At 56.7% G+C, this 16,567-nt stretch carries 16 protein-coding genes; 3 read left to right on the top strand and 13 right to left on the bottom strand.

From position 1 onward, the window contains the following. Window positions 1-7 precede the first annotated feature (7 nt). The 11 genes from phnK to A3466_RS06000 all read right to left on the bottom strand — a co-directional run bounded on the left by phnK (window position 8) and on the right by A3466_RS06000 (window position 8,173). The gene (gene phnK / locus A3466_RS06050; RefSeq protein WP_063449830.1) at window positions 8-763 is read right to left on the bottom strand and encodes a phosphonate C-P lyase system protein PhnK; all 756 of its coding nucleotides are present in this window, start codon (window positions 761-763) and stop codon (window positions 8-10) included. Continuing rightward, entirely contained in the window at window positions 760-1,605 is an 846-nt protein-coding gene (gene phnJ / locus A3466_RS06045) for an alpha-D-ribose 1-methylphosphonate 5-phosphate C-P-lyase PhnJ (RefSeq protein WP_063449829.1), read from the bottom strand. Before phnJ ends, phnK begins: the two co-directional genes overlap by 4 nt. Further along, window positions 1,598-2,662, bottom strand: coding sequence for a carbon-phosphorus lyase complex subunit PhnI (locus A3466_RS06040; protein ID WP_063449828.1), 1,065 nt, complete (start codon window positions 2,660-2,662; stop codon window positions 1,598-1,600). Before A3466_RS06040 ends, phnJ begins: the two co-directional genes overlap by 8 nt. Next, window positions 2,662-3,246, bottom strand: a complete 585-nt coding sequence (gene phnH, locus A3466_RS06035) for a phosphonate C-P lyase system protein PhnH (RefSeq protein ID WP_045630769.1) — start codon at window positions 3,244-3,246, stop codon at window positions 2,662-2,664. The genes A3466_RS06040 and phnH overlap by 1 nt, the downstream gene beginning before the upstream one ends. Then, the gene (phnG, locus tag A3466_RS06030; RefSeq protein WP_063449827.1) at window positions 3,243-3,695 is read right to left on the bottom strand and encodes a phosphonate C-P lyase system protein PhnG; all 453 of its coding nucleotides are present in this window, start codon (window positions 3,693-3,695) and stop codon (window positions 3,243-3,245) included. Before phnG ends, phnH begins: the two co-directional genes overlap by 4 nt. Further along, window positions 3,696-4,421, bottom strand: a complete 726-nt coding sequence (phnF, locus tag A3466_RS06025) for a phosphonate metabolism transcriptional regulator PhnF (RefSeq protein WP_041911508.1) — start codon at window positions 4,419-4,421, stop codon at window positions 3,696-3,698. A 20-nt stretch (window positions 4,422-4,441) separates the two neighbouring features. Then, window positions 4,442-5,221, bottom strand: a complete 780-nt coding sequence (phnE, locus tag A3466_RS06020; RefSeq protein ID WP_032646912.1) for a phosphonate ABC transporter, permease protein PhnE — start codon at window positions 5,219-5,221, stop codon at window positions 4,442-4,444. A gap of 102 nt (window positions 5,222-5,323) precedes the next feature. Continuing rightward, the gene (phnD, locus tag A3466_RS06015; protein WP_063449826.1) at window positions 5,324-6,340 is read right to left on the bottom strand and encodes a phosphonate ABC transporter substrate-binding protein; all 1,017 of its coding nucleotides are present in this window, start codon (window positions 6,338-6,340) and stop codon (window positions 5,324-5,326) included. A 23-nt stretch (window positions 6,341-6,363) separates the two neighbouring features. Next, window positions 6,364-7,152, bottom strand: a complete 789-nt coding sequence (phnC, locus tag A3466_RS06010) for a phosphonate ABC transporter ATP-binding protein (protein ID WP_063449825.1) — start codon at window positions 7,150-7,152, stop codon at window positions 6,364-6,366. Between the two features lie 173 nt (window positions 7,153-7,325). Beyond that, a complete protein-coding gene (yjdN, locus tag A3466_RS06005) occupies window positions 7,326-7,757 on the bottom strand; it encodes a VOC family metalloprotein YjdN (RefSeq protein WP_063449824.1) in 432 nt (143 codons plus the stop codon). A gap of 80 nt (window positions 7,758-7,837) precedes the next feature. Continuing rightward, a complete protein-coding gene (locus A3466_RS06000; RefSeq protein WP_063449823.1) occupies window positions 7,838-8,173 on the bottom strand; it encodes a zinc ribbon domain-containing protein YjdM in 336 nt (111 codons plus the stop codon). Between the two features lie 589 nt (window positions 8,174-8,762). Between A3466_RS06000 and crfC the strand changes: the two genes are divergently transcribed. Both crfC and A3466_RS05990 read left to right on the top strand, forming a co-directional pair. Further along, entirely contained in the window at window positions 8,763-11,117 is a 2,355-nt protein-coding gene (gene crfC / locus A3466_RS05995; RefSeq protein WP_063449822.1) for a clamp-binding protein CrfC, read from the top strand. Next, window positions 11,114-11,992: a diguanylate cyclase regulator RdcB family protein gene (locus A3466_RS05990; protein WP_063449821.1), complete on the top strand. Its 879-nt coding sequence runs from the start codon at window positions 11,114-11,116 to the stop codon at window positions 11,990-11,992. The genes crfC and A3466_RS05990 overlap by 4 nt, the downstream gene beginning before the upstream one ends. Window positions 11,993-12,024: 32 nt before the next feature. On the opposite strand, the gene kdgT is transcribed toward A3466_RS05990, so the two are convergent. Continuing rightward, a complete protein-coding gene (gene kdgT, locus A3466_RS05985) occupies window positions 12,025-13,017 on the bottom strand; it encodes a 2-keto-3-deoxygluconate transporter (RefSeq protein WP_063449820.1) in 993 nt (330 codons plus the stop codon). Between the two features lie 645 nt (window positions 13,018-13,662). Here kdgT and proP point away from each other — a divergent pair. After that, entirely contained in the window at window positions 13,663-15,165 is a 1,503-nt protein-coding gene (gene proP / locus A3466_RS05980) for a glycine betaine/L-proline transporter ProP (RefSeq protein WP_063449819.1), read from the top strand. Between the two features lie 34 nt (window positions 15,166-15,199). Here the strand turns inward: proP and A3466_RS05975 are convergent, their stop codons facing one another. Then, a complete protein-coding gene (locus tag A3466_RS05975) occupies window positions 15,200-16,153 on the bottom strand; it encodes a nickel/cobalt transporter (protein ID WP_063449818.1) in 954 nt (317 codons plus the stop codon). Between the last annotated feature and the right edge of the window lie 414 nt (window positions 16,154-16,567).

Raw genomic sequence — 16,567 nt, 5'->3', positions numbered from 1 at the left:
TGGCCTCTCAATTCTGTAATACCGAGGACACCAGCAGCTGGGTGTATGGATGATGCGGGTCGTCGAGCACGCGGTCGGTCAGCCCACTTTCCACCACCTGACCCTGCTTCATCACCAGCAGGCGGTCCGCCAGCAGGCGCGCAACGCCCAGATCGTGGGTGACAATCACCACCGCCAGGTTCAGCTCCACCACCAGGCCGCGCAGCAGGTCGAGCAGGCGGGCCTGCACGGAGACGTCCAGCCCGCCGGTGGGTTCATCCATAAACACCAGCTTTGGATGGGTGACCAGATTGCGGGCAATTTGCAAACGCTGCTGCATACCGCCGGAAAAGGTGGTTGGCAGGTCGTCAATGCGCGAGGCGGGGATTTCCACCTCCTCCAGCCAGCGCTGCGCGGTGGCGCGGATGTTGCCGTAGTGGCGCGCGCCGGTGGCCATCAGTCGTTCGCCGATATTGCCTCCCGCCGACACCTGACGGCGCAGGCCGTCCATCGGATGCTGATGCACCACGCCCCACTCGGTGCGCAGCAGGCGGCGGCGCTCGGCCTCGCTCATGGCATACAGGGATTTGCCTTCATACAGAATGTCGCCGTTCTGCGGCGTCAGGCGCGCGGAGATAGATTTCAGCAGGGTGGTTTTACCGGAGCCGGACTCGCCGACAATGCCCAGCACTTCGCCCGGCCACAGCTCAAACGACACGTCGCTGAAGCCTTTGCCCGGCGCATAAAGGTGAGTCAGGTTATTAACCGAAAGCAGCGGTTTCATTGGCCGTTCGCCTCGCTCTGTTGGCGGCAGTAATCGGTGTCGGAGCAGACAAACATTCGTTTGCCCGTGTCGTCCAGCACCACTTCATCCAGATAACTGTGCTTTGAACCGCAGATGGCGCACGGCTCGTCCCACTCCTGCACCGTAAACGGGTGATCGTCAAAATCCAGGCTTTCGACACGCGTATACGGCGGTACCGCGTAGATGCGTTTTTCACGTCCGGCACCAAAGAGTTGCAGGGCAGGCATCATGTCCATCTTCGGGTTATCGAATTTTGGGATCGGCGACGGGTCCATCACGTAGCGCCCGTTGACCTTCACCGGGTAAGCGTAGGTGGTGGCGATATGGCCGAAGCGGGCGATGTCTTCATACAGTTTGACCTGCATGATCCCGTACTCTTCTAGCGCGTGCATGGTGCGGGTTTCGGTTTCGCGCGGCTCGATAAAGCGCAGCGGCTCCGGGATCGGCACCTGGAAAATCAGAATCTGATCCTCGGTCAGCGGGGTTTCCGGGATGCGGTGACGGGTCTGGATCAGCGTCGCGTCTTCGGTTTTTTCGGTGGTGTTGACGCCCGTTACGCGCTTAAAGAAGTGGCGGATCGACACGGCGTTGGTGGTATCGTCCGCGCCCTGGTCGATAACCTTCAGCACGTCCGCTTCGCCAATCACGCTGGCGGTGATCTGAATGCCGCCTGTGCCCCAGCCGTACGGCATCGGCATTTCACGACCGCCGAACGGCACCTGATAGCCGGGGATCGCCACTGCCTTAAGGATGGCGCGGCGGATCATGCGTTTAGTTTGCTCATCCAGATAGGCAAAGTTGTAGCCGCTTAAGTTAGCCATTGGCGCGCTCCCGTTGCAGGCGTTTCAGCAGTTCCAGTTCGGCCTGGAAATCGACGTAGTGCGGCAGCTTGAGGTGCGAGACAAAGCCTGCGGCCTCAACGTTATCCGCGTGGGCCAGCACGAACTCTTCGTCCTGTGCCGGGCCGGAGACTGGCTCGCCGTAGTCCGGCGCCTGGAGCGCACGGTCAACCAGCGCCATCGCCATCGCCTTACGCTCGCTCAGGCCGAACACCAGCCCATAGCCACGGGTAAAGTGCGGATCTTCATTGTCTGGCGCGACAAAACCGTTGACCATTTCACACTCGGTCATTAGCAGTTCGCCGATGTTCACCGCAAAACCCAGCTCTTCCGGCACAATGTCGATGTCGAGATAGCCGCTGCGGATCTCTGCCGCGAACGGGTGGTTGCGCCCGTAGCCGCGCTGTGTGGAGTAGGCCAGCGCCAGCAGATACCCTTCGTCGCCGCGCATCAGCTGTTGCAGGCGGGACGAGCGTGAGCACGGGAAGACCGGCGGCGTGCGGGTAATGTCATCCGGTGTGCTGCCGGTGTCCTCCTCCGCCTTCGCCAGCCCCTGGTTTGCCAGCAGGCTAAAAACGTGCGGAGAGGCGTCTTGTTCAGCGTCAGAGGCGCTGAGCTGAGGGGCTTCACCGTTCGCCAGCAGCGTGAAGTCCAGTAGACGATGGGTGTAGTCGTAAGTCGGACCAAGCAGCTGGCCGCCGGGAATGTCTTTATAAACGGCAGAGATTCGGCGCTCCAGGCGCATTTCAGCCGTGTTCACCGGCTCGCTCACCGCCAGCTTCGCAAGCGTAGTACGGTAGGCGCGTAGCAGGAAGATAGCTTCCACGTTATCGCCGCTGGCCTGTTTCAGCGCCAGCGCCGCCAGCTCGCGGTCCGCGATGCCGCCTTCGGTCATTACGCGGTCGACGGCCAGATTTAACTGCTGTTCAATCTGGGCGACGCTAAGCTCGGGAAGCGCGTCATTCCCCCGGCGTCTGTGCTCCTGTAAGGCATGGGCGGCGGCGATCGCCTTTTCCCCCCCTTTGACGGCAACGTACATCAGCACACCTCCACGTGAGTGGTCCGCGGGATCGCCAGCAGGCGTTCGCCGCAGGTCAGGATCAGATCAATGCCCAGCGGGAAAGGATGCGGACGCTCGGTCAGCTCATGGATGATGCACTCCGGCAGCTGGGGCGCGACCATCCGCTCGTCGGCGATGCCTGCGCCCGTCAGGCGAAGCATGCGGCCACCACTCAGGCTGGAGACCTGCAAAATCAGCGTGGCGCTGGTTTCCGGTGCGACGGCGCTGCCTTCGCTCAGGGCGTTAAGCTGTTCATGGCTGATCTGTTCGTCGGCCACGGCAAAGACCGCCTGCTGGGGCTGATCGACCAGCGGCGCGCTGGTGTGAAAGCGCAGGTTCTGGCTGGCGATATCGTTCAGCAATGCGCCTGACAGCCATACCGGGGTGTCGTTGTCCGCCAGCGTCAGCAGCACGCTGGTAGAGGCGAGGTTGAGCGGCAGCCAGCCCTGCGAAAGCTGGTGCAGGGAGACGATCACGCCCGGCTCGCTCATGGCCTTCAGCAGGCGACGGAAACTCTGTTGGGCATCCTGGACGGCCAGGGTAAAAGCAGGTTGAAGCGTCATGCGTTGTCTCCGCGAACGAGCGTAAAGAAGTCGACCCGGCTGGTATTCACTTCGGCCTGACGCGCGGCAAGACGTGCGGCGCGGTCAGCTTCCAGCGGGGCAATAAGGGTTTCCATTAACGTCTGGAAATGCGGGTGTTCCTGTAAAAGCGCGTCGATCACCGCGCAGCGCTCGGCGTGCGTTTTGTCACGCCCAAGTACGTAGCTGTAACCCAGCGTGCCGCTGTTAAGGCGGATCACCGCGCGGGTGAGAGTGGCATCGCCAGCGAAGAAGCGCTCGCCGGTGCCGCCCATGCGTGCCTGGAGCTGCACCAGGCCGATCTCCGGCGCGCGGATCGTGTCGTAGTCCGGCGTCAGGCCGAGTGCGTTCATGCGGGCGGCCAGCGCAACAGGCTGGCTGTGGGCCAGCACGCGCATCCAGCGCTGACGAGTGGAGGTGTCGAAGTGCATTCAGTGCTCCATGGTGAATTCAATCATGTCGGCGCGGGTCAGGCTGACGGAGTATTCCGTCGCGTTAATCTCGCCGTCACGGTGGTTGAGGGTGCGCACGCAGAGCAGCGGGGCCATATTGGGGATCTCCAGCACCTTGCTCTCTTTCGCCTGCGCACGGCGGGCGCTGATGCGTGTCTGGGTGCGTTTGAGCGCGATACCCGTCGCGTCCTGAAGAAAATCATGCAGGGAACCGCTGGCGAAATGTTGCAGCACGGGCCAGAGGGTGAGGTCCGCGAAGTAGTGGTCGATCTGGCAGACCGCCACGCCGTTGACCCGGCGCAGCGTGCGCAGGTGAACGACGTTGTCACCTTCCTGAATCCCGAGCGCGTCCGCCACGTGGCGGGAGGCCGGTCGCAGGACCGAAAGCAGTTTTTCGCTGGTGGGATGGCTACCCTGATCAAGCAGATTCTGGCTAAAACGCGCCTGGGCGTTGAGCGGGTAGTCAAACGGGCGCATCAGCACCAGCACGCCGACGCCCTGACGGCGCTGGACCCAGCCGCGCTCGACCAGCTGGTCAATGGCGCGGCGCAGGGTGTGGCGGTTCACTTCGTAGCGGTCGGCAAGCTGCTGCTCGGCGGGCAGGTAGTCACCGCAGCGGTAATGCGTGCGCAGCTCCACTTCGAGCCTGGCCGCAATCTCTTGCCAGCGGGTGGGGTAACTGGTCGGATGTCTGGATAAGTGCATACCAATCAAAGCCTCGCTTATCAGATGAAGTGCTTACGCAAGCGTTGAGAGAGGAAATCCAGCAGGCTGACGGTGACGATGATAAGCACCATCAGGGCGCAGGTTTGCTGGAACTGGAAACCGCGAATCGCTTCCCACAAGGTGACGCCAATCCCGCCCGCGCCCACCATGCCGACCACGGTGGCGGAGCGAACGTTGGACTCGAAGCGGTACAGCGAGTAGGAAATCAGCAGCGGCATCACCTGTGGCAGGACGCCGTAGAGGATCTCTTCGATTTTGTTGGCGCCGGTCGCGCGGATGCCTTCCACCGGGCCGGGCTCGATGGCTTCAACCGCTTCCGAGAGCAGCTTGGAGAGCACGCCGGTGGTGTGGATAAACAGCGCCATCACGCCCGCGAACGGCCCCAGACCGACGGCCACTACGAACAGCATCGCAAAGACCATTTCGTTGATGGCGCGACAGGCGTCCATCAGGCGACGCATCGGCTGGTATACCCACCACGGCACGATGTTCTCGGCGCTCATCAGGCCGAAGGGAATGGAGAGAATGACGGCGAGGGCGGTGCCCCAGACGGCGATTTGCAGGGTGATCGCCATTTCACCGAGGTAGTCCTGCCACTGGCTGAAGTCCGGCGGGAAGAAGTCGGCGGCGAAGGTCGCCATGTTGCCGGAATCTTTGAAGAGCAGCAGCGGATCCATCTCTGCGCCTTTCCAGGAGATAACCAGCACTGCCAGCAGAATGGCCCAGCTTATGAGCGAGAACCAGCTGCGCTTGGGCGGCGGGAGGGTGATGGTTTGCATGTTTGACTCCGTGGGTCTTTGTGTGCCGGATGGCGCGACGCTTATCCGGCCTACGATCCAAAATGTAGGCCCGGTAAGCGCAGCGCCACCGGGCGAAAAGCGTTACTGCACCGCTTTATTCACGCTGGTCATGGCACCTAGCGCGGCGGTCAGGCGGTCGAGATCGTCCAGCTGCGCCTGAATTTCCGACACTTTGCTGGTCTTCTCTTCTTCCTTCAGACCCTTGTTGTCCTTCACGCCCTGCATCTGCTTGAACAGCGCCAGCTGGCGAATCGGCACCAGCTGCAAATCGCTGGACGCGCGGAACGGCGCCCAGCCCAGACGCGCCAGAACCGCTTTCTCTTCCGGCGTTTTGCCGTAGTTCATAAAGAAGTCGTAGACCTTGTCCTTGGTGCTTTCGGATAGGTTTTTACGCCACACGATCGGGTCGCCGGGGATCAGCGGGGATTTCCAGATGACCTTCAGCGCTTTCAGCTTGTCCGGCGCGGAGGTTTTCAGCTTGTCGAGGTTTTCGGTGTTGTTGGTGGCGACGTCAACCTGCTTGTTCGCCACGGCCAGGGCGTTGGTTTCGTGGCCGGCGTTCACCGTGCGCTTAAAGTCGCTGGCGGAGACGTTGTTTTTCGCGAAGACGTAGTAGCCAGGGACGAGGAAGCCGGAGGTGGAGTTCGGATCGCCGTTGCCAAAGGTCAGATCTTTGCGTTTGGCGATCATGTCGTTGAGGTTGTTGATCGGGCTGTCTTTGTTGACGATCAGCACGCTCCAGTATCCTGGAGAACCATCTGCCGCAACGGTCTGGGCAAAGACCTGACCGTTGGCGCGGTCCACCGCTTCCATGGCGGAAAGGTTGCCGTACCAGGCGATGTCCACTTTGTTAAAGCGCATCCCCTGGATGATGCCCGCGTAGTCCGGGGCGAAGAAGGCGTTCACTTTGATCCCCAGTTTGGTTTCCATATCTTTCAGGAACGGTTCCCACTGCGGCTTCAGGTTTTGCTGTGATTCCGTTGAAATGATGCCAAAGTTCAACGCTTTTTCCTGCTCTTCGGCGTACGCCGGGCTTAACAGGGTGCTGATGCTGAACATGCTGGTGAAGGCCAGCGCGGCAACGGCTTTGTAGTTCATTTCCATTCCTCGTTATCGGGGCGTTAAGCAGCCTGCGCGCGTTCTTCGACGCGGTTTACGCTGCGGTAGAGATGGTCAAAACGTTCGTTATCAAACTGGTGGCTGGCGCCATCGAAGAACACGTGGCCCTGACGCAGGGCGACGATGCGCTCGCAGTAGCGCAGGGCGTAATCAACCTGATGCAGCGTCACCACCACGGTGATGCCGTCGTTCTGGTTGATGTCGCGCAGGGTTTCCATCACGATGCGGGCCGACTCCGGATCCAGCGAGGCGATGGGCTCATCGGCCAGAATGATTTTGGCTTTCTGCATCAGGGCGCGGGCGATGGCGACGCGCTGCTGCTGCCCGCCGGACAGCGTGGACACGCGCTGGTGGGCGAAATGCGCCATGCCGACGCGAGTCAGCGCCTGTAAGGCTTCTTGTTTCTGGGAAGGGGAGAACCAGCGCAGGCAGGTACGCCAGAACGGGGTGCTGCCGAGCGCGCCAATCAGCACGTTCTCGAGCACCGTCAGGCGGTTCACCAGATTGAACTGCTGAAAGATGTAGCCCGTGTGGGCGCGGCTTTTGCGAATATCGCTCGCCAGACGGCCCGCATGCTGCACGGTGTTACCCAGCAGCTCGACGCGGCTTTCCGGCGTTTTGTCGCAGGTGATAAGGCCGCTTAAGTGACGCAGAAGGGTAGATTTTCCTGAACCGGACGGCCCCAGCAGCGCTACCATTTCGCCCTGCTGGACGGTCAGATCAACGGCATGCAGCGCCTTGTTGTGATTGAAGGTTTTGCTCAGTTTCTCGACGCGGATGACAGTGTGCATGTGCTGGGCCTCACAATAAATGTGGCCTCATGCTGGCGCATCAATATGACATTTGGGTTAAGTCTCGGTTGCGGAAAGTTGAAGAGTTGAGGGGGATTTGATGACAATCACCGTAGGCCCGGTCAGCGCAGCGCCACCGGGCGCTGTTGCCGGATGCGCTGCGCTTATCCGGCCTACGATTTAACGACGTTAATCATCCACGGCACGCCGTATTTGTCGGTGACCTTACCGAAGCCATGCGCCCAGAAGGTTTCCTGCCAGGCCATGTCGATATTCCCGCCATCGGCAAGGTTGTCGAACCAGCGCTTGCCTTCTGACACATCCTGGGTGTCGAGCACCAGCGTGAAACCCGCGTATTGCGCGCTGCTGCCAGGCGGCATCCCGTCGCTCATCATAATATCGCTGCCCGCGATGCGGACGTTAGAGTGGGCGATGGCGGAATCCGGGAACTGCATGCCTGAGGGACAGCCTTCTTCGCTGTTTTCGTCTTTAGGCATTTCGCCGAAGGTGATTTTGTAGAGGAGTTCTGCGCCGACGGCCTGCTGATAGAAGGCAGTGGCCTCCGCACAGTTGCCGGCGAAAGAAATGTAGGGACTTAACGGCATAATCTTTACCTCACGCAGGAAAAGCTCGTTAAGTGTAGTTCCCGAACGCCCGGTAAGCGAAGCGTCACCGGGCGGGTAAATCAGTTCTTTTTCACGAACTCAGATTTCAGTTTCATCGGACCGAAGCCGTCAATTTTGCAGTCGATATTATGATCGCCTTCAACCAGACGGATATTTTTGACTTTAGTGCCGATCTTCAGCATAGAGGAGCTGCCTTTTACCTTCAGATCTTTCACAACGGTAACGCTGTCGCCGTCTGCCAGCAGGTTGCCGTTCGCGTCTTTAACGATCGGCGTATCGCTGTCCTGCTCTGGCTCCGCATCGTTCCATTCATGAGCGCATTCCGGGCAAACGAACATGCCGTTGTCTTCATAGGTATATTCAGAATTGCATTTCGGGCAGTGGGGAAGTTGCATGTTGGTATCCTCAAAAGTGTTAACACGCTGGAAAATGCCAGCTAAATGACGGCAGTGTGCCGAAAAAGGCAGCGAGTATAACGCAAATCCCCACTTTTGTCGGTGATATTGTTCAAGGAAAATAGTGCGCCAGCGCGCCAGAGATGACACGAACCGTCAGTGAATAAAAAGAAGCGTATGCCCTGAACGGCAGAGATCGAAGGGATGTTAAATATATTGAATATTTTATTACAGCAAATTGCTACGCTGGGCCATTTCGGATAAGGTGAAGGAACAAGCCGTTATTTATCTCCCTCTCTGAGGCCATACATCTTTTGGCGTCAGGGAATACCTCTCTTTTTTGGTGGGTAAATAACGATGATATATCCTGATGTTTCCTGAAAATGCGTTTTGTCTATTCACTTTTGGCTTTCTGGCCAGAGGGACGTTTTACACGTATTACAAGTCGGGATTTAAATTCTCATTGCCTTCAGTTATTTGTATTAAATGAACATGTTTTCCATACGTGATCATATAAGCCTGAAAAGTATAATTAAAACAATGTGGCTTAATAAAAGTAATAAATTTGTGTTAAGGAAAGGCTTTTATCATGCACACACAGACCATATTTGAATTAAGCCAGGAAGCTGAACGTTTGTTACAGCTCGCGCTGAACAATCTTGATTCATTAAAATCAATGCCGATCGCAAAGCTGGATAGCGCAGCCGCTGCCATGAGCAGCGTTAATAACAACGTTTTGCCATTACATTTTAGCGCCCGGGGCGTCGACGCGCAGCAGGCGATGCTGAATAACGAATTACGCAAAATAACCCGCCTCGAAATGGTGCTGGCGATTGTGGGTACCATGAAGGCGGGAAAATCGACCACCATTAATGCGATTGTGGGCACTGAAGTACTGCCGAACCGCAATCGTCCGATGACGGCACTTCCCACGCTGATCCGCCACACGCCGGGCCAGAAGGAGCCGGTGCTGCATTTTTTGCACGTTTCGCCTATTGATACCCTGATCTCCCAGCTACAGAAGAAGTTGTGTGATAACGATCGCGGCAAGCTGGCGCGGCGGCTGGAGATCGACAAGGACATGAATACGCTGCTGGAGCGCATCGAAAGAGGAGAGGCGTTTGAAAAACACCACCTCGGCGCGGAGCCCATCTTTCATTGTCTGAAAAGCCTGAACGATCTGGTGCGGCTTTCCCAGGCGCTGGGCGTGGAGTTTCCTTTTTCTGAGTATGCCGCGATTGAACATATACCGGTGATTGAGGTGGAGTTTATGCACCTCGCCGGTCTGGATGCGCACCTGGGGCAACTGACGCTGCTCGACACGCCGGGGCCGAACGAGGCCGGTCAGCCGCACCTGCAAAAAATGCTCAGCGAACAGTTGGCGCGCGCCTCCGCCGTACTGGCAGTGATGGACTATACCCAGCTTAAATCCATTTCTGATGCAGAGGTTCGTCAGGCAATTTCGGCGGCGGGGAAATCCGTGCCGCTTTATGCCCTGGTCAATAAATTCGACCAGAAAGATCGTAACAGCGACGATGAAGAGCAGGTGCGGGCGATGATTTCCGGCACGCTGATGAAAGGAAATATCTCTCCAGGGAAAATTTATCCGGTCTCGTCCATGTGGGCCTATCTGGCGAACCGCGCCCGCTATGAGATGAACATCCACGGGCGGCTGCCCGATCATCAGGATCAGCCCTGGGTGCAGGATTTTGCCGAGGCTGCGCTGGGTCGCCGCTGGCGAACGGCTGATTTGGACGATATTGACCATATTCGCCATGCGGCGGATCTGCTGTGGGAGGATTCGCTGTTCGAACAACCGATCCGCAAATTGATTTACGCGGCTTACGCCAACGCCTCGCTGTTCGCGCTGCGATCGGCATCCCATAAGCTGCTCAATTATGCGCAAAACGCCAGAGAATACCTGGATTTTCGCCATCAGGGACTGACGGTCGCCTTTGATGAGCTGGAGCGGAATATTACACGCCTGGAAGAGGATATGGCGATGCTGCATCAGCGGCAGAGCGTGGTGGGCGATGAAGTCCAGCATGAAGTAGAAGAGGCGCTCAACGCAGCGGATGCATTCCTGCTTCGTCAGAAAGGTGAGCTACACCAGGCGCTGGCCGACATCTTTAGCCGCCCGTCTGTTCTTGATTTAGCGGGAGGCGACTCAGCCCGTTTGCGTGCAGACGACGCGGATGCGATCCAACAGCTGGTGCTTGACGATGAAGGGCAGGCGCAGATTGTGCTGAGTAAGATCCGATCGTCATGCGAGCGGATTATGCTGGATGCGCAGAGCAAAATTGGCCGGGAGCTGGCGTTACGCTTCGATCAGCTGGAATCCACGCTGGCCCGATCGCTGAATGAGGCGATGCGCCCCATCGAGACGCGAATAAAAGAACAGCTCAGTTATGCCGGCTTTCGGGCGCGGATTAGCTTTCCTGCGTTTCAGGCAAACCAGCTTAATTTCAATACGCGCGGCCTGTTTAATGATGCCATTGTGCAGGACATCCCTCCCGCCACTCCGCCAACAGGGGCGGGCAGCGTGCGCGATACCGTCGCGCGCTGGCTCAATCATCCCGGCTGGGGCTGGGAAGAGTACGTGGTGACGCGCACCCGATATGTTATCGACATCGCTCAGCTCCGTGGCAAATTTACGCAGCATACCGATCAGTTTTGCGATCAAATCCGTAAAGCTTTGGCCGCGCAGGTCGATGTCTCTGTTACGGCGGGTATGGCAACGTTCTTTGCGGAGTTTTCGTTATGCCTGACCGGGTTACAGGAAAGCTTGCGTGATAGCCTTGCCGTGCGGCAGCAGAATGAGCACTCAACCCGAGCGCTTAGCCAGTTGTTGAAGCAAAGTATGACCACTGCGGCGTGGATTCAGGAAGATACCCGACTGTTACGCGATGATATTCAAACCCTATTCGCGGCAGAGCAACCATGACAACACGGCTACTGGACGGTCCCGGGCGGACGCTGGAGTGTATTCATCCAAAATTTATGGTCGATTTGGTCCAGGGGGCGGATGCTGCACGTCACTCTCTTCTGGGGCCACAGCAGCTGCAATTTCGTGAGCGTTTGACGCAGGAGATTGTTACGCAGACCCGGCTGCGGCCGTGGGCAATGGCGGGAATGCTCAACGAAAATGCAGCACTACGGCTGGGGCTGGCGGAGAAACTGGTCGGTATGCTTGACCCCGGACATCTTGCGCTGACCCGTATGGCCGACAGGCTGGTAGCCCTGCGCCAGCAGGTTAATCCACGCATCTCTCAGTCTCCCGGATTGTTGCAACAGTACGAGGCGCTCTCCGCCCATTTCAACCAGCGTGCCGCCTATAAAGAGAAAGCGCTCGCGCAGCGCGGCCTTACGGTTCAGGCGGGTGAGCACAGCGAACAAATTTTTACCCGCTGGCGAGCCGGGCAGTATGACGGCTGGTCGCTGGCTGGCCGCTGCTTTATCGCGCTGGAAGAGTTGCGCTGGGGCGCTTTTGGCGATGCCTGTCGTCTGGCGAATAGCGATGTGGCTGCCATGCTGAAAGATAACCTGCGCAGCATGGCAGCAAACTATCTGGCCCAGGGCATTGATGCCTCTCCCACGACCCGGCATTTTTACCATCAGTGGCTGTCCACGCCCGCCTCTCCTGGCCTGCTGGAATATAAGGGTATGCTGGGCTGGCTGGGCGACTGGTGTCAGGCGGATAAACATCCGGTGAGCTGGTCAGTGACGCAGAGCTGGCAAACGGTCGCGCTGGGCATGCCGAGACTCTGTTCGGCAAAACGGCTGGTGGATGGCATGGTGGAAGAGATGTTTGGTGCGTGATTGCCCCCTCTTTTAAGGAGGGGGCGAACGGCTTAGTGGTGCATTTCTACCGCTTTAGGTTCTGCCTGGGTCTCAGGCATATGGCCAAAACGTCTGGCGTACAGCGCCGTGATGATCGGGACCAGAATCGCCGTCACAATCACGCTGGCGGCAACCAGGGCCGTGGCGGACGCGGCAACCGGTTCAAAGGCCGGGTTAATCTGGGCGATAATCACCGGGTTGGCTACCGCAGCGCCTGCGGCTGAAGAAGCGGCCACGCCCGCGGTTCCGTTGCCGCCCCCGATGACGCGGTCTGCGATAATCAGCGGAATACCCGTGATGATGATGACGGCAACACCCAGCACAATCCCCAGCAGGCCGGTTTCCAGGATTACGTTCAGGTTGATGGTATTGCCCAACGCGAAGCCGAAGAACGGGATCAGTACCGGGGTGGCTTTGCTGAAGAAATCGCGCAGATCGTGATCGAGGTTGCCCAGCGCAAAGCCAATCAGGAACGGCAGGATCGCCCCGACAAAGTGGTGTGGTTCAAAAGAGGCAAGGCCGGCAGAACCCAGAATCAACATGGTCATCAGTGGACCCGATTCCAGGGACATCAGCACGAACGCCCCCGATTCTTCTTTGGTACCATATTGATTCATCAGGCTGGCATAAAGACCGCCGTTGGTCATATCCATTGCGGAGACAATGGCCAGAACGGATAATCCGGCGAAGAAGCCGGTCTGAATGCCATTCTCTGGAATGAACATCGCACAGATCATGGCAACGACCCAGGCGACCGCGATTTTGGTAATGACCAGCGTCCCTGATTTACGTAATACCGTACCTGTTGCACGCAAGTTAATAGACGCGCCGATACAAAAGAACCAGACTGCCAGAATCGGAACCGTTCCGGTAATCATACCTTTTGTAAAACCACCAAAATAAGCACCGGTGTTCGGGGCCAGCGTATTTAATATCGCACCAAGTACCAGCGGGACCAGCATCATCCCACCCGGGATGCGTTCTATTGTTGCTTTAATCTTCATCATTAACCCTCACATCTCGCCCGCGTGGCTGGCGGAAATCTCAAAAAATAGATCAGCAAATTCAATAAATTGCCCTTTGCGGGGAACAATCGATTCGTGACTTATGCTGTAAAGCGACATTAAGGCTTTCCGTGTTCCTTCATGTGAAAGCCATTGAGATATCGTGTTCGGATTTATCATGCGATCTTTGGAATTATGATTCAATGAAAATAAAACACTGTTTTAGTTATCTTCGTCACATATTGAAAGTAAACAGGAATCCACACAGTTAATAATTAAATTTTGTGTAAATTCGGTGTGAAGAAATGTGATTGTTTTTCGTTTTAAGAAGAATAATAACGGGCGTTAAGATGTGTTTGAGAAGGGGGTTGAGAATGACCTTATTTATAGTGAATTGACAAAACCTGAAGCCAACTTACGCGCAGGAAAAATATATGTGAAGTTGATCACATATATAAACGCTGGTAGGGTAAAAAGGTCTTTAACTGCCCTGACAGGCGTCAACAGGTTCGGTTGTATCGACATAAAACGTCAATGTAAGTAAACCTGCTACGCTTGAATAAGGAGATTCGCATGGAGCGGATCTCGCGTTCACAGCCTGAAATGCGCTGTGAATTGGACGGGGCTGAGTCTACGAGGAAAGCTATGCTTAGAAGGAAAAAAGTAAAACCCATCACGCTGCGCGATGTCACCATTATTGATGACGCAAAACTGCGCAAAGCGATTACAGCGGCCTCGCTCGGTAATGCGATGGAGTGGTTCGATTTTGGTGTCTACGGCTTCGTTGCCTACGCGCTTGGTAAAGTGTTCTTCCCCGGTGCCGATCCCAGCTTGCAGATGATTGCCGCGCTGGGTACGTTCTCTGTTCCCTTCCTTATTCGTCCTCTCGGTGGCCTGTTCTTCGGCATGCTGGGTGATAAATATGGTCGCCAGAAGATCCTGGCTATCACCATTGTCATCATGTCGATAAGTACATTCTGTATCGGCCTTATTCCGTCCTATGCGACCATTGGTATATGGGCGCCGATCCTGCTGCTGATCTGTAAGATGGCGCAGGGCTTCTCGGTTGGCGGCGAATATACCGGTGCATCGATTTTTGTCGCCGAGTATTCCCCGGACCGTAAACGCGGCTTTATGGGCAGCTGGCTCGACTTTGGCTCGATTGCCGGGTTCGTCATGGGCGCAGGGGTTGTGGTTCTGATCTCGACCGTCGTCGGTGAACAGAACTTCCTCGACTGGGGCTGGCGTATTCCGTTCTTCCTGGCGCTGCCGCTGGGCATCATCGGTCTTTACCTGCGTCACGCTCTGGAAGAGACGCCTGCGTTCCAGCAGCACGTTGAAAAGCTGGAGCAGGGCGACCGCGAAGGGTTGCAGGACGGTCCGAAAGTGTCGTTCAAGGAGATTGCGACCAAACACTGGCGCAGCCTGCTGACCTGTATCGGTCTGGTGATTTCCACCAACGTGACCTACTACATGCTGCTGACCTACATGCCGAGCTACCTGTCGCATAACCTGCACTACTCGGAAGATCACGGCGTGCTGATTATTATCGCCATCATGGTGGGTATGCTGTTCGTGCAGCCGATTATGGGCCTGCTGAGTGACCGCTTTGGCCGCAAGCCATTCATCATTCTCGGTAGCGTCGCGCTGTTCGCGCTGGCTATTCCGGCCTTTATCCTGATTAACAGCAACGTGCTGGGGCTGATTTTCGCCGGCCTGCTGATGCTGGCGGTGATCCTCAACTGCTTCATCGGGGTAATGGCTTCTACGCTGCCGGCAATGTTCCCGACGCATATTCGCTACAGCGCGCTGGCGGCGGCCTTTAATATCTCCGTTCTGATTGCCGGCCTGACGCCGACGCTTGCCGCTTCACTGGTGGAGAGCACGCAGAACCTGATGATGCCTGCTTACTATCTGATGGTCATCGCGGTGATCGGCCTGATTACCGGTATTACCATGAAGGAGACGGCGAACCGTCCGCTGAAAGGGGCAACGCCTGCGGCGTCTGATATTCAGGAAGCGAAGGAGATCCTGCGCGAGCACTACGATAACGTAGAGCAGAAGATTGAAGATATAGACGCAGAGATTGAAGAGCTTCAGAAAAAACGTTCTCGCCTGGTTGACCAGCATCCGAGAATTAACGAGTAATAAAGAAAACCCGCCGCCGGCGGGTTTTCTTTTATTAGCATCCTGCGGCGATGTAATCCCCGTTGGCGCTAATGGGGATCACCGTCAGGAACAGGACAGTCGCGAACAGGATCAGCACAATCCCTCCGGCAATTTTGACCATCGGCACCATCCAGTTCAGCGAAGAGCCGCCGCCAAACCAGGCGACTGTCCGTTCACGCGCGTAACGTACCGCCAGCGATAGCCCCATAATCGACAGTGCCGTGCCCAGCGACATTGTCATCACAGCAGCAATCCCCCAGCTAACGATGCCGAGCGCATTCGAGAACATCAGGATCATAATTGCCCCGCTGCACGGGCGTGCGCCAATGGCCAGCACCACGCCCAGACGGGTTTTCCAGTCGCTTTTTGCCAGATCCACCCCTACGCCGTGATGGCCGCAGCCACAGCGTTCATCATGCTGGTGAAGCGGCTTGATGGCGTTAATCGCCATTTTGCGCGGACGCAGGCTGCTTAGCGCCTGATAGATGATAAACGCACCGAAGGCGGCAATCAGTACGGCGCTGATTTTCTCAACATACCAACGGCTGGTGCTGATATCCCCTGACGCGAGGTTCAATCCAACCGCCAGGATAAAGACAAAGAGGATCGCGCTGACGCCCTGCATCAGGCTACCGATAAACGGTACGACGCGCGCCGCGAGCTGGCTCTCTTTATTAGTAGTGAGATACGTGGTGACGATAAATTTGCCGTGCCCCGGTCCAACAGCATGGAGTACGCCATAAAGAAATGCACCGGTTAACAACCACAGCCCACCGCTGTACTGATGGTTATTAAGTTGCAGCAGATACATCACCAGATAACGGTGCAGGGCGATCTGGGTGGCGAGGCACCATTGAATAAAAGCATTCCAGTGTGTATGCAGAACAAAACCTGCCGTAAGCAACACCAGCACGGTGAGCCCGGCGGTTGGGATACGCCAGTCTCGATAAAGTCGCTGTGTCGTCATGATGTTGACCCGTGAGAGAAATATTTGCCGCTAGTATAGTGTTCAATTGACGGGATCACACAAGGATCGTCAATGGATTGTGGATAACTCTGTGCGTAAAAGGGTATAAGGCGGGGTTTTGCTGGGGAATACAGCAGTCAGTCATTTTTTTGCAACTTTTCTGTTGCGGTCGCTCGGGAACTCCCTATAATGCGCCTCCATCGACACGGCGGATGTGAATCACTTCACAGACAATCCGGTCGGCTGAAGAGAAAAAATCCTGAAATAACGGGTTGACTCTGAAAGAGGAAAGCGTAATATACGCCACCTCGCAACGGTGAGCGAAAGTCGCGTTGCAACTGCTCTTTAACAATTTATCAGACAATCTGTGTGGGCACTCAAAGTGACATGGATTCTTAACGTCGCAAGACGATA

The organism is Enterobacter genomosp. S (assembly GCF_001631805.1).
GTDB classification, from domain to species: Bacteria; Pseudomonadota; Gammaproteobacteria; order Enterobacterales; family Enterobacteriaceae; genus Enterobacter; species Enterobacter quasihormaechei.
Note: the sequence above shows the minus strand (reverse complement) of the source record. Positions and strands in the feature narration are given on the sequence as shown.

What these genes read in the sequence shown, in the direction of transcription:
- phnK (WP_063449830.1), bottom strand. Translation starts at nt 763, where the DNA reads ATGAAACCGCTGCTTTCGGTTAATAACCTGACTCACCTTTATGCGCCG.
- crfC (WP_063449822.1), top strand. Translation starts at nt 8,763, where the DNA reads ATGCACACACAGACCATATTTGAATTAAGCCAGGAAGCTGAACGTTTG.
- A3466_RS06040 (WP_063449828.1), bottom strand. Translation starts at nt 2,662, where the DNA reads ATGTACGTTGCCGTCAAAGGGGGGGAAAAGGCGATCGCCGCCGCCCAT.
- phnC (WP_063449825.1), bottom strand. Translation starts at nt 7,152, where the DNA reads ATGCACACTGTCATCCGCGTCGAGAAACTGAGCAAAACCTTCAATCAC.
- A3466_RS06000 (WP_063449823.1), bottom strand. Translation starts at nt 8,173, where the DNA reads ATGCAACTTCCCCACTGCCCGAAATGCAATTCTGAATATACCTATGAA.
- proP (WP_063449819.1), top strand. Translation starts at nt 13,663, where the DNA reads ATGCTTAGAAGGAAAAAAGTAAAACCCATCACGCTGCGCGATGTCACC.
- A3466_RS05975 (WP_063449818.1), bottom strand. Translation starts at nt 16,153, where the DNA reads ATGACGACACAGCGACTTTATCGAGACTGGCGTATCCCAACCGCCGGG.
- kdgT (WP_063449820.1), bottom strand. Translation starts at nt 13,017, where the DNA reads ATGAAGATTAAAGCAACAATAGAACGCATCCCGGGTGGGATGATGCTG.
- phnE (WP_032646912.1), bottom strand. Translation starts at nt 5,221, where the DNA reads ATGCAAACCATCACCCTCCCGCCGCCCAAGCGCAGCTGGTTCTCGCTC.
- A3466_RS05990 (WP_063449821.1), top strand. Translation starts at nt 11,114, where the DNA reads ATGACAACACGGCTACTGGACGGTCCCGGGCGGACGCTGGAGTGTATT.
- yjdN (WP_063449824.1), bottom strand. Translation starts at nt 7,757, where the DNA reads ATGCCGTTAAGTCCCTACATTTCTTTCGCCGGCAACTGTGCGGAGGCC.
- phnD (WP_063449826.1), bottom strand. Translation starts at nt 6,340, where the DNA reads ATGAACTACAAAGCCGTTGCCGCGCTGGCCTTCACCAGCATGTTCAGC.
- phnJ (WP_063449829.1), bottom strand. Translation starts at nt 1,605, where the DNA reads ATGGCTAACTTAAGCGGCTACAACTTTGCCTATCTGGATGAGCAAACT.
- phnH (WP_045630769.1), bottom strand. Translation starts at nt 3,246, where the DNA reads ATGACGCTTCAACCTGCTTTTACCCTGGCCGTCCAGGATGCCCAACAG.
- phnG (WP_063449827.1), bottom strand. Translation starts at nt 3,695, where the DNA reads ATGCACTTCGACACCTCCACTCGTCAGCGCTGGATGCGCGTGCTGGCC.
- phnF (WP_041911508.1), bottom strand. Translation starts at nt 4,421, where the DNA reads ATGCACTTATCCAGACATCCGACCAGTTACCCCACCCGCTGGCAAGAG.